We start from the raw sequence: 11,586 nt of genomic DNA on the forward strand, positions 1-11,586 counted from the left end.
CCGTGTTCACGTCGGATCCCCGCCATCGCACCGTCCGGCTGCTAGAGCGCGGTCCGGCCGCTAGAGCACGGTCAGCTGCCCACGTAGGCGGCGAGGTGCTCGCCGGTGAGCGTCGCCCGCGTGGCGACCAGGTCGGCGGGGGTTCCCTCGAACACCACCCGACCGCCGTCGTGCCCGGCCCCGGGACCGAGGTCGATGATCCAGTCGGCGTGCGCCATGACCGCCTGGTGGTGCTCGATGACGATGACGGACCGGCCCGACTCGACGAGGCGGTCCAGCAGGCCGAGCAGCTGCTCGACATCGGCGAGGTGCAGGCCGGTCGTGGGCTCGTCGAGGACGTAGACGTCGCCCTTCTCCGCCATCTGGGTGGCCAGCTTGAGGCGCTGCCGCTCGCCGCCCGAGAGGGTGGTGAGTGGTTGGCCGAGGGTGAGGTAGCCCAGCCCCACGTCGACGAGCCGCTCGAGGATCGTGTGGGCGGCAGGCGTGCGCGCCTCCCCCTCGCCGAAGAACGCCAACGCCTCGGCCACCGGCATCGCCAGCACCTCGGCGATGTTGCGGCCGCCGAGCCGGTACTCGAGCACCGCGGCCTGGAACCGGCGGCCCTCGCACTCCTCGCAGGTGGACTCGACCGTCGCCATCACCCCGAGCTCGGTGTAGATGACCCCGGCACCGTTGCAGGCGGGGCAGGCGCCCTCGGAGTTGGAGCTGAACAGCGCGGGCTTGACTCCGTTGGCCTTGGCGAACGCCTTGCGGATCGGCTCCAGCAGCCCGGTGTACGTCGCGGGGTTGCTGCGGCGGGACCCGCGGATGGCGCCCTGGTCCACGACCACCACGCCGTCCCGGCCCGCCACCGAGCCGTGCACCAGCGAGCTCTTGCCTGACCCGGCGACACCGGTGACGACGCACAGGACCCCGAGCGGGAGGTCGACGTCGACGTCCTTGAGGTTGTGCGCCGAGGCGCCACGGACCTCCATGGCGCCGGTCGGGGCCCGCAGCGACTCCTTGAGGCTCACGCGGTCGTCGAGGTGGTGACCGGTCGTGGTGTCGCTGGCCCGCAGCCCCTCGATCGTGCCCTCGAAGCAGACCGTCCCACCCGCCGTGCCGGCGCCGGGCCCGAGGTCGATGACGTGGTCGGCGATCGCGATCGTCTCCGGCTTGTGCTCGACGACGAGGACGGTGTTGCCCTTGTCCCGCAGCTGGAGCAGCAGCTGGTTCATCCGCTCGATGTCGTGCGGGTGCAGCCCGATCGTCGGCTCGTCGAACACGTACGTGACGTCGGTGAGCGAGGACCCGAGGTGCCGGATCATCTTGGTGCGCTGGGCCTCACCACCGGAGAGTGTGCCGGCCGGCCGGTCGAGGGAGAGGTATCCGAGCCCGATCTCGTCGAAGGAGTCGAGCAGGTGCTGCAGCCCACCGACGAGCGGGGCCACCGACGGGGCGTCGAGGTCCCGCAGCCAGACCGCCAGGTCGCTGATCTGCATCTGGCAGAGCTCGGCGATGTTCTTGCCGTTGATCTTCGAGGAGAGCGCCTCCCTGGACAGACGCGTCCCCTTGCAGTCCGGACAGGTGGTGAACGTGACCGCCCGCTCGACGAACCGGCGCACGTGCGGCTGCATCGCCTCGAGGTCCTTGGACAGCATCGACTTCTGCACCTTGGTCAGGACGCCCTCGTAGGTGAGGTTGACCCCGTCGACACGGATCTTCTCCGGCTGGCCGTACAAGAGCTTGTCGAGCTGCTTGGCCGTGAACTTCTCGACCGGCTTGTCCATGGGGAGGCCCGCACCGCTGAAGATGCGGCCGTACCAGCCGTCCATGCTGTAGCCCGGGACGAGCAGCGCCCCGTCGGACAGCGACCTGCTCGCGTCGTAGATCGCGGTGAGGTCGAAGTCGTTGACCGCGCCCATGCCCTCGCAGCGCGAGCACATGCCGCCCTGGTAGACCGCGTCGCGGACGACCGACTTCTCCTCGCGACCGCCCTTGTCCGTGCGCATGACGCCGCTGGCGACCCGGGTGGGGACGTTGAAGGCGAAGGCCGTGGGCGGGCCGATGTGCGGAGTTCCCAAGCGGCTGAACAAGATCCGCAGCATGGTGTTGGCGTCGGTGGCGGTCCCGACGGTCGAGCGCGGGTTGGCGCCCATCCGCTCCTGGTCGACGATGATGGCGGTGGTGAGGCCACCGAGCAGGTCGACCTCGGGACGGGCGAGGTTGGGCATGAACCCCTGCACGAAGGTGCTGTACGTCTCGTTGATCATCCGCTGCGACTCGGCGGCGATCGTCCCGAACACCAGTGAGCTCTTGCCCGAGCCCGACACCCCGGTGAAGACCGTCAGGCGTCGCTTCGGGATCTCGACGGAGACGTCCTTGAGGTTGTTCTCCCGGGCGCCCTGGACCCGGATGACGTCGTGGGCATCGGCGACGTGCGCGGCGGCGGTCTTGGCGGCGGTCTTCGCTGCCACGGTCAGCGGGTCGGGCGCTCGAAGGTGACCAGGACGCCCTCGGTCGACCCGGGACCGATCCGGCCCTTGACCTCGACCGCGGTGATCGACTTGAGCTGCCATCCCTTGGCGGCCCACTCGTTGAGCACCTTCTCCAGCTTGTCGGCGGACATCTTCCCGCCGATGAGACCTTCGCGGACCTGGACGACCTTGTACTCGTACATGGCGTCAGACTAGTTCGCCCACGGCTCGTGGTGGAGGGGTTCGGCCACCTCGATCGAGGGGTGCGCGGTGGCACGTCAGGAGGCCTCCTGCAGGGGTGCCGGGAGGGCGGCCACGCCGTCCGGGGAGGCGAGGTGGTAGCCGAGGAGGCGGACGCCGTGCCGGGCGCAGGACTCGATGGTGGCCTGGTGCCACGCGCGGTCGACGTCGGTGGGCAACAGCCCACGACGGCGTCCTCGCCCGACGAGGACCGCCCCCTGCCGCTCCCCCACCAGCGGCAGGAGGAGGTCGAGGACCTGCCGCAGGTCCTCGACCGCACCGAGCTCGGGCAGGTCCGTGAGGACGACCGGCTGGACGCCGCGGTCCTGCTCGTCGCACAGCATCAGGGCCAGCGCCCCGCTGCGGCAGTCCTCGATGCCGAGGACGAGGTCGACCACGTCCCCCTGCAGCTCGGTGTCGGTCAAGGGGACGGAAAGCAGGTCCCGGGGCAGGTCGTGGTAGCTCATGACGGCATGGTGCCGCGATTCGGAGCCGCCCCTTCCGAGTTATCCCCAGCCCGGCTCGTCCCTTTCGGGGAGGTTGCTCATACGTTCGGCCTAGGACATCGCCGTTGGCATCCAGACCCGGTCGCGGGCTCAATACCGTCCTGCTCGTGGACAACGACCGCGCAAGCTCCCAGCAGCCCCAGGACGCCCCTGCCGCCGTCGGCACCCCCGAGCACACGGCTCGTGTGGCCGCCTCCGCCGACCTGCTGGTCAACCGCCTGCTCGCCGTCCGCGCCATCGGCCAGCTCGACGCCGAGCTCCAAGGCCTCGGCACCGAGGAGTCCTGGCTCACCAGCTGAGGCCAGCACCCCTCCAAGCGCCAAGGTCCGGCACCCCAGCACGACGGCGCCGCCACCGGTGGTGACGACGCCGCGGCCCGCTGCGTCGTGGGTCAGTCCTTGACGGCCATCTCGCCGAGCTCGGACCAGCCGGTCCCTTCGATCGTCGTGTTGACGATGCGGGGCGTGGCCGACAGGTACTGCGGGAGCTCCTGCGTCGCGGTCTTGAAGTGGTCGGACTGCACGTGCGCGCCACCGGCCTCGTCGTCGCGGAAGGCCTCGATGAGGACGTACTCATTCGGGTCGTCCACGCTGCGTGACCAGTCGAACCACAGGCAGCCGTCCTCGGCGCGGCAGGCCTCGGTGAAGGCACGACTGAGCTCCGGCCAGGAGTCGGCGTGCTCGGACTTCACGGGGAACTTGGCGGTGATGAAGATCAAGGAGAGCTCCTTTGGTCGACGGGTGGGTCCACGCCGCTGGGACGCGGGGATCCGTCCCACCCTGCCACGGCCGTCAGGAGCCCGCAGCCTGCACCGCGGCGAGGGCTGCACGGGCACGTTGCGCCCCGGACAGGGCGTGGAGGGCCCTCGCCAGGTCGCGCAGGCGCGCGGCGGTGTCGGTGGACTCGAGCAGGTCCCGTATGGCGTCGCGCAGCTCAGCCGGTGTCGCCGTGTTTGGCGCCAGAACCGTTGCCATTCCTGCCGATTCCAGCGATGCAGCACCCGCGAACTGGTCGGTCGACAGCGGTAGGACAAGCATGGGGACACCGGCCGTCAGGGCCTCCGTCACGCTGTTGTTGCCACCGTGGGTGACGGCCAGGGCTGCCGACTCCAGCAGGGTCACCTGCGGCAGGACCTCACGGACGAGCCAGCCGGTCGGCAGATCGCCGAGCTCGCCGGCCGGGGTCGATCCGTGGGCCAGGGCGACCCGGACGTCGAGGCCCCTCAGCGCGTCGGCGACGCGAGCCAGGACGTCGCCGCGGACGGACAGGAAGCTGCCCAGGCTGACGTAGACGACCGGCTGGTCGCTGGACGCCAGCCACTGCGAGACCTCGGGATCGGTGGGTTCGCCGCGGACGGCTGAGCCGAGGAACCGGTGCGGTGGCAGGAGCGCGGTGCGGGCGGGGTCGTGCAGCTCACCGGGGTAGTTGAGCAGCAGGACGTCACCGGTCACGGCGAACGCGTCGCCGACCGCGACCGCGGACGGTGACAGCGCCCTGGACGCGGCGTTCCACTCGCGGGTGAAGGCGTCCCGGACGTCCTCGCAGAGGCTGCGCAGGTGGGCGAGCGCGTCGGGGTCGATGTCGAAGGCTGCGGGGAAGGCGGGCGGGCAGCCGTAGACCTCCTCGCCCACGGGGAGCGCCGTCGGGTGGCCCAGGACGACGTCGCCGTGCGGCACCCCGGCAGCGGTCAGGGCCAACCTCGCCGAGAAGGCGAGGTGGTCGACGATGACCGTGTCGGGGCGCACCCAATCGACGACGTCGAGCACCGCGCGGCCGACCTGCACCGGCTCCCAGAGCAGGTCGTCGGCCCGAGCCCTCGCCTGGAACTCCAGTGTCTCCAACGCTCCTCGCCGGGTCGCGTCGAAGAACCCGCGGAGGGCGTCGTCCTCACCGGTGGGTTGCTCCTCGGCCCGGATGACGCCCGGGTTGGAGCCGCGACCGAGCTGGAGGTGCACCCGTTCGAACCCGAAGCCGGTGACGATCGCGTCGGTGGCCGGCCCCGTCGCGACGACGACGCGTTCCCCCTCCTGCGCCCACGCCGTCGCCAGGGTGGCGAGCGGGTAGAGGTGGGAGGCGTAGTCCGGGCTGATGACCAGCAGCGTCACGAGGCAGCCCCGGCCGGTGACACGTGGTCGTCACCGCGCGGCGGCCCGGCAGCGGGTCGGCCCACCGGTGGGGCGCCGGCGGCTCCCAGGGACGCGGATCCTGCAAACCCGGATCCGACGACCACAGAACCGGCGCCCGCGGGCAGCGCCGCGGCGGCATACACCTCGGCGAGCGCGCCGGCCATCGTGGTGATGCTGAAACGGTCCCGCAGCGTCGCCAGCTCCCGGCGCTGGCGCATCGCCGTCGCGGGCGACGCGGCCATGACGAGCGCCTCGCGGACGGTGTCGGCGAGCGCGGGGCGGGACGAGGTGTCGGTGAGGACGCCGGTGGTGCCCGGCTCTACGTACGTCGCCGGTCCACCGCCGTCGGGGGCCACGACGACGAGTCCGGCCGCCATCGCCTCGAGGATGGCCAGGCCGAACTCCTCCTTGAGGCTGGCCGAGACGTACACGCCCGACGAGCCGGCCAGACCCCGTCGCCCGCGCAGGGTCGCAGCGAGCCACGCCGCGACCGTCGAGTGCGGGCGGTGGCCGGGCAGCAGCAGACCGGCCGCAGCGGCCGTGGAGCGTGGGACCACGGCGTCGATGCGGGCCAGCTCGGCCGCCTCGTCCCCGGACGGGTCGTCGAGGTCGCCGCCCACGACGAGGAGGTTGCACCGGCTGTGGAGGTCGGCGTCCCCGTGCCAGGTCTCGACGAGGGTGGCCATGCCCTTGACCCGGTTGAGGCGTCCGACCGTGATGGCGAGGGGCAGGTGCCTGCGCTCGGCAGGGAGCGCGGACAACAGGGTGTCGAGCTCAGCCATGGCCTGACCGGTCACGTCGTCGGCAGCGGCGGCGCCGCGCTTCTGGGCAGCACCGGCCCGGTCGACGGCGCGGAAGTCGATCCCCTCGGCGACGACGCTCGAACGGTGACCGTCCACGGCCAGGTCGAGGCCGAGCAGGTCCCTGCTGTCGCGCTCGAGCTCGGGCCGCGGGAACAGCACGAGCTGGTCGGCGTCCCGCGCCAGCGAACGCACCAGGTGATCGCGGAATGTCAGGTGCTCCAACGCATCTGCCGCTGCGAATGTCTCTCGGGTCAACGCGCCCGAGGCCTCTCGCGATGCGAGCAGGGCGTGCGGATCCGGCGCGACGGTGAAGACGACCGGCACCCCGAGCTCGCGGGCCGCCTCGGCAGCGGCGAACGACCCGACATCGGCCATCCTCAGGTGGATCGCATCGACGTGACCGGCGGCGCGCAGGATGCGACGTACGCCGCGGCGCACGGCCACCCGGTGCATCCAGGCGTCGGCCATGCCGACGGGAGGTCCCGACAGGGGCACCTGGGCGTAGTGGTGACCGGGGGCCGAGAGGTCGTCGGGCACGACGTCACTGCCGAGGCGCCCGCGCGAGATCGTCACGACTCGCTCGACCGCCCGGGTCTCCAGCAGGGCGTTGCCGAGGTGGACGAGCAGGGTGGCGATGCCCCCGGTGTCGCCCTTGCCGGCGCTGCTCAGCTCGCCGTCGATGTCGGCGTGCAGGAACAGCTGCACCACCGTCAGACCGGTCCCCGGGTATGCCGCGGGGCCGGCACCGCGGCCAGCCGCACCACGACGGGGACGCGAGGTGAACCAGTCACCGAGCGCCGCCGTCGCCGCCGTCACGGTGGACAGGGACTCGGTGTCGTCGTCGACCACCCCGAGCAGCAGCGCTGTCGCTGCCATGCCGGGAACCAGACCGACGGTCTCGACGAGCCGGGTCCGCGCGACGTCGTCGGTGCCGCCGGCAACCACGCCGTTCGTCGTCGGGCGCCGCGTCGTCAGGGCTGTTGCAAGCGCGCCGAGGACGGTGTCCGGCGCCTGCGGCGCCCACTGCTCGAGGGTGCGCTGGGCCAGCATGCCGGTCACGCCGCCGGCGCGGACGAGCTCGACCAGGGCGGGCGCGGCCTCGGCTGCGGGAGCGGCGAGGTGCAGGGCCCACGCCGCGTGCTCGGCGCGGAAGGGGTCGCCGGAGTCCAGGAGCCGGACCAGGGTGGCCGTGTCGGCGACGGGGAGGGCCGCCAGAGCGTGGACGGCGGCGAGGGCGACGACGGCATCGCGGTCGTTGCTGGCCTCCCGGAGGTCGGTCAGCCCGGCGCCGGCGTGGTCGTCGGCTGCTGCGGCCGAGACTGCGGCCACCCGCCGCAGCGCCTCGAGGATGGTCGGTGCGCTGCGCACGGCCTCAAGGGCCTCGCGCACCGCTCGTGCCGGATGCGTCGACCGGGCCGCGTTGCCACTCACGTCTCGACCCTAGGTCGGGGCGGTGGGGGCCGCACCCCAGCGGGCGGGCCGTCTCAGCCCGCCCTCGGAGGCCAGCGGCGGCGCTGACCCGCGCCATACGCGACACGCGGGTGGCCGAAGCGACACGCCGGTGGGCGGGTCGTCCGAATGGCTCATCTTTTTGTACTAGTCCGGTCTGCGCCACCGTCGGGTGCGAGTCTTCACTGTCGTCACACCCGCCCCTGCTGACCCTCCGGACTTCCCTGATGCGACTGATCTCTGCTGCCCTCGCGATTGCCCTCACCCCCGCCTTCGTCGCCCTCCCGACCGTCTCCTTCGCCAGCACCGACACCCCCCGGCCGGTGCGCCCCACGATCGTGAGCACCCCCCTCTCGGGCATCGACCCCGCGGCCTCGCACCGTGAGGCCGCGGCCGGCCGCGGCCTCGCCACGGGTCGGGTCGCCGCCACGGTGACCTCCGACGCGGCACGCTCCGCCGCCGCCGCCACGGACCCCCGCGACAAGGCCCCCGCCCGTCGTACCGGCCAGGTCACCACCGTGCTCACCGGCGAGCAGAAGCGCCCGCGGTTCTCGGTCGCCGGAGTGTCCTGGGCCGGGACCACCGACCTGTCGGCCGACGACGTGACCGTGCGGATCCGTGTCAAGGAGGCTGACGGTTGGACGGCGTGGGAGGTGCTCCCGGTGCCGGACGACGGTCCCGAGGCGGGCACGGCCGAGGCCGTCGGTGCACGCCTGGGCACCACCCCGATCGTCACCGAGGGCGGTACCGCCGTCCAGGTGCGGGTCGACACGGCCGGCGGGCTCCGGCTGCCCGACCTCAAGGTCAGCACCATCGACCCCGGCACCTCCCCCGCCGACGACGACCTCACCGCCAAGACGCCCGCTTCCACCGCTTCGGCGGCCGCGGCGACGACCGCCGCCCAGCCGACGATCATCACGCGGGCCCAGTGGGGCGCCGACGAGAGCCTGCGCGGCAGCAAGACGCTGAGCAGCACCGTCAAGGCGATCACCATCCACCACACCGCCGGCACCAACGACTACACGCCGGAGACCGCAGCCGCCCAGGTCCGCGGCATCTACGCGTACGACACCCTGGGCCTGGGCTGGGCCGACATCGCGTACAACTTCCTCGTCGACAAGTGGGGTCGCGTGTACGAGGGCCGCGCCGGGTCGATCACCGAGCCGGTGCGCGGTGCCCACTCGATGGGCTTCAACACCAACACCATGGGCATCGCCGCGATGGGCAACTACGAGACCGCCAGCGCCCCCACGGTCATGGTCGACGCACTGGCGCGGGTCGCCGGGTGGAAGCTGTCGCAGTACGGCGTGAACCCGCGCGGGACGACGCAGCTCACCTCGCAGGGCGGCACCGGGGCGAAGTACGCCGCTGGTGTCACCGTCACCCTGCCGACGGTCCACGCACACCAGAACACGTCCTACACGCTCTGCCCCGGCCGCTACCTCTACCCGAAGATGGACACCATCCGCAGCGAGGCGGCCACCTGGGCCGCGACCCCGGCGCCCGTCACGACCCCGCCGCCCGCACCGGTCACCACCGAGAAGCTGTATGCCGCGTACGGCTCGCTCACCCTCGCCGCCGGCGCGACCGGCTGGTCGGTCCGCGACCTCCAGCTCGAGCTGAACCGCCGTGGCTACGCGGTCGGGACGGCAGACGGCGCGTTCGGCGCGAAGACCACCGCCGGGGTGTCGGCGTTCCAGAAGGCAGCGCGCGTCGCCGTGACCGGCAAGGTCGCAGCGAACGACTGGAAGGCCCTGTCGGGACTGAACTACACCCGCGTCCTGTCGCTCACCGCGACCTCACGCGGCGGCTTCAACTCCGACGGTCGCGGCGACCTCCTCGGCCGGACCCGCTCGGGCGACCTCGTGCTCTACCCCGTCATCGGCAGCAGCATCGTCACGGGCGCCAAGGCCGGCACGGGTTGGGGCGGGTTCGCCCAGGTGCTCTCCCCCGGTGACTGGGACGGCGACCGCTTCTCCGACGTGCTCGCCCTGACCAAGGGTGGCGACGTCCTGCTCTACCGGGGCAACGGACGCGGCTCCTTCAAGGCCGGCAAGGTCGTGGTCGGCAGCGGGTTCAAGACCACCACCCTGCTCATCGCACCCGGCGACTGGACCGGCGACGGCAAGCCGGACCTGTTGGCCCGCAAGGTCAACGGTGAGCTCTGGCTGCTCACCGGCGACGGCCGCGGCGGGTTCGTCGGGACGGCGCGCAAGATCGGCACGGGCTGGCAGATCTTCACCGACTTCGCCACCCCCGGCGACCTCGACGGGGACGGACGGGTCGACCTCGTCGCCCGGGCGACCAACGGCAACCTCTACCTCTACCGGGGCACCGGCGCCGGGACCTCCGGCTTGGGGTACCAGCCCGGCCAGGTCCTCAGCCGTGGCTGGCAGTCCTACGCGTCGATCGTGTCCATGGGCGACCTCACCGGTGACGGCCGGCCGGACCTGCTGGCCCGCAGCACCGCGAACGTCACCCTCGTCTACCCGGGCAACGGCAGGGGCGGCTTCCTGTCGGGACGCAAGATCGCGACCCCGTGGGCGGCGACCACCCGACTGGTCGCGGTGCGCTGACCCGGCTCTGAGCGACGGGCGTAGCGTGGGCGGCGTGCGGCGCAGGAGCCTGCGGTGACCCTCGACGAGGTGGACGAGTTCGCCACCTCCCTGCCCGGCTGCCGGCGCAAGGGTCACCCGGGACGGGTCGCGTGGTACGTCGACGACCGCCTCGTCGTGCGCCAGGACCTGCCCGGGACGGTGCTCGTCCGGGTCGACTTCGCCGACCGTGAGCGCCTCGTCGACGCCCACCCCGGCACGTTCGGGGTCCCGCCCCGGTGGGAGGCGCACCAGAAGGTGCAGGCCGAGCTCGACGGTGACGCGGACGCCATACGCGAAGCCATCCGGCTGGCCTGGGACTTCCAGCGCCGCTGAGCCCCTCTGCCCGCCCTGCTCCCCCGGGCAGATGGAGGGTGGCGCGTAGGGAGTGTGGTGCGTTCGAAGCGGGGTGCGGGTCAGCGACCGGTGACCGGACCGAGGGGGGCGCCGCTCGCGAGGATCGCGGACGTGAGGGCCTTCGCGGGCTCGGCCGGGGCGGCCTTGTTCGTCAGGAGGACGAGGTCGAGGTGCGGCAGCTTGGGCAGGCCCAGGCTCGGGGGCAGCTCGATGAGGTCGGCCGGCGTGAGTGTGCGCGCCATCACCGCGATCCCCAGCCCGGCCCGGACGGCGGCGAGCACCCCGTTGACGCCGCGGACGGTGCAGGTGATGCGGCTGCGCCGACCGGCCTTCTCGAGCGCCTGGACGCTGACCGCCCGGGACAGGCTCGGTGCCTGGTAGACGACGAGGGGCACGGGCTGCTCGGGGTCGAGCCGGGTGCCGTCGGTCCCGACCCAGACGAGGTGGTCGCGACGGACGAGCTGACCGCGCGTCGGCGTGGGGGTGCCCGGGCTGCGCTTGACGAAGGCGACATCGAGGTGGCCCGACTCGATGCGGCGGATGAGGCTGTCGTTCTGCAGGACCGCGAGCTCGAGGTCGATGCGCGGGTACAGCTGGCGGAAGTCGCGCAGGATCCTCGGCAGCGGGGTGAGGGCCAGGTCGTCGGTGACCCCGAACCGCAGGCGGCCCGCGAGGTGCGAGCCGGTGAAGTACCCGACGGCCCGCTGCTGCGCCGCCATGATCTCGCGCGCGAACCCCGCCATCGCCTCACCGTCTGAGGTCAGCGTGACGCTGCGGGTGTCCCGCAGGAACAGCGGTCGACCGACCGCCTCCTCGAGGCGTCGCACGTGCTGGCTCACCGTCGGCTGACGGATCCCGAGAGACTCCGCGGCCCTGGTGAAGCTCAGGGTCTGGGCTACCGCGAGGAAGGTCCGCAGCTGTTCGGGCTCGTACATCCCAGCTCCTCCTGCCGACTCGCGATGGCTCATGGTGACTCGTGGTGACTCGTGATGGCTCATGCTGGCTCATTGCGATTCGCAATGGCACTTATAGGACTGATTCTGTCTCAGAATACC

General features: G+C 72.2%; 10 protein-coding genes. 3 read left to right on the forward strand and 7 right to left on the reverse strand.

What is annotated here, in order from left to right; translation table 11 throughout:
- Window positions 1-71 precede the first annotated feature (71 nt).
- The 3 genes from ABD286_RS03905 to ABD286_RS03915 all read right to left on the reverse strand — a co-directional run bounded on the left by ABD286_RS03905 (window position 72) and on the right by ABD286_RS03915 (window position 3,163).
- The gene (locus ABD286_RS03905; RefSeq protein ID WP_425565312.1) at window positions 72-2,456 is read right to left on the reverse strand and encodes an ATP-binding cassette domain-containing protein; all 2,385 of its coding nucleotides are present in this window, start codon (window positions 2,454-2,456) and stop codon (window positions 72-74) included.
- A gap of 2 nt (window positions 2,457-2,458) precedes the next feature.
- Window positions 2,459-2,659, reverse strand: a complete 201-nt coding sequence (locus ABD286_RS03910) for a DUF4177 domain-containing protein (RefSeq protein ID WP_344190462.1) — start codon at window positions 2,657-2,659, stop codon at window positions 2,459-2,461.
- 75 nt (window positions 2,660-2,734) lie between these two features.
- On the reverse strand, window positions 2,735-3,163 hold the full coding sequence (locus ABD286_RS03915; RefSeq protein WP_344190464.1) for a hypothetical protein: 429 nt from the start codon (window positions 3,161-3,163) through the stop codon (window positions 2,735-2,737).
- A 104-nt stretch (window positions 3,164-3,267) separates the two neighbouring features.
- Between ABD286_RS03915 and ABD286_RS03920 the strand changes: the two genes are divergently transcribed.
- Complete coding sequence (locus tag ABD286_RS03920; protein ID WP_344190466.1) at window positions 3,268-3,501, forward strand: hypothetical protein; 234 nt, start codon at window positions 3,268-3,270, stop codon at window positions 3,499-3,501.
- Between the two features lie 92 nt (window positions 3,502-3,593).
- Here ABD286_RS03920 and ABD286_RS03925 read toward each other — a convergent pair whose 3' ends face one another.
- The 3 genes from ABD286_RS03925 to ABD286_RS03935 form a co-directional block, all read right to left on the reverse strand.
- Window positions 3,594-3,920, reverse strand: coding sequence for a putative quinol monooxygenase (locus ABD286_RS03925; protein ID WP_344190468.1), 327 nt, complete (start codon window positions 3,918-3,920; stop codon window positions 3,594-3,596).
- A 73-nt stretch (window positions 3,921-3,993) separates the two neighbouring features.
- Complete coding sequence (locus ABD286_RS03930) at window positions 3,994-5,307, reverse strand: nucleotide disphospho-sugar-binding domain-containing protein (protein WP_344190471.1); 1,314 nt, start codon at window positions 5,305-5,307, stop codon at window positions 3,994-3,996.
- Window positions 5,304-7,562, reverse strand: coding sequence for a glycosyltransferase (locus tag ABD286_RS03935; protein WP_344190473.1), 2,259 nt, complete (start codon window positions 7,560-7,562; stop codon window positions 5,304-5,306). Before ABD286_RS03935 ends, ABD286_RS03930 begins: the two co-directional genes overlap by 4 nt.
- Before the next feature lie 245 nt (window positions 7,563-7,807).
- Between ABD286_RS03935 and ABD286_RS03940 the strand changes: the two genes are divergently transcribed.
- Both ABD286_RS03940 and ABD286_RS03945 read left to right on the forward strand, forming a co-directional pair.
- Window positions 7,808-10,156: an FG-GAP-like repeat-containing protein gene (locus ABD286_RS03940; RefSeq protein ID WP_344190475.1), complete on the forward strand. Its 2,349-nt coding sequence runs from the start codon at window positions 7,808-7,810 to the stop codon at window positions 10,154-10,156.
- 54 nt (window positions 10,157-10,210) lie between these two features.
- Window positions 10,211-10,510 carry a hypothetical protein gene (locus ABD286_RS03945; RefSeq protein WP_344190477.1) on the forward strand — a complete coding sequence of 100 codons (300 nt, stop codon included), beginning with the start codon at window positions 10,211-10,213 and terminating at the stop codon, window positions 10,508-10,510.
- 80 nt (window positions 10,511-10,590) lie between these two features.
- On the opposite strand, the gene ABD286_RS03950 is transcribed toward ABD286_RS03945, so the two are convergent.
- Window positions 10,591-11,466, reverse strand: a complete 876-nt coding sequence (locus ABD286_RS03950) for a LysR family transcriptional regulator (RefSeq protein WP_344190479.1) — start codon at window positions 11,464-11,466, stop codon at window positions 10,591-10,593.
- Window positions 11,467-11,586 lie beyond the last annotated feature (120 nt).

The organism is Pedococcus aerophilus, assembly GCF_039532215.1.
GTDB classification, from domain to species: domain Bacteria; phylum Actinomycetota; class Actinomycetes; order Actinomycetales; family Dermatophilaceae; genus Pedococcus; species Pedococcus aerophilus.

Excerpts from the sequence above, each read along its gene's own strand:
- ABD286_RS03940 (WP_344190475.1), top strand. The coding sequence starts at position 7,808 with ATGCGACTGATCTCTGCTGCCCTCGCGATTGCCCTCACCCCCGCCTTC.
- ABD286_RS03950 (WP_344190479.1), bottom strand. The coding sequence starts at position 11,466 with ATGTACGAGCCCGAACAGCTGCGGACCTTCCTCGCGGTAGCCCAGACC.
- ABD286_RS03910 (WP_344190462.1), bottom strand. The coding sequence starts at position 2,659 with ATGTACGAGTACAAGGTCGTCCAGGTCCGCGAAGGTCTCATCGGCGGG.
- ABD286_RS03915 (WP_344190464.1), bottom strand. The coding sequence starts at position 3,163 with ATGAGCTACCACGACCTGCCCCGGGACCTGCTTTCCGTCCCCTTGACC.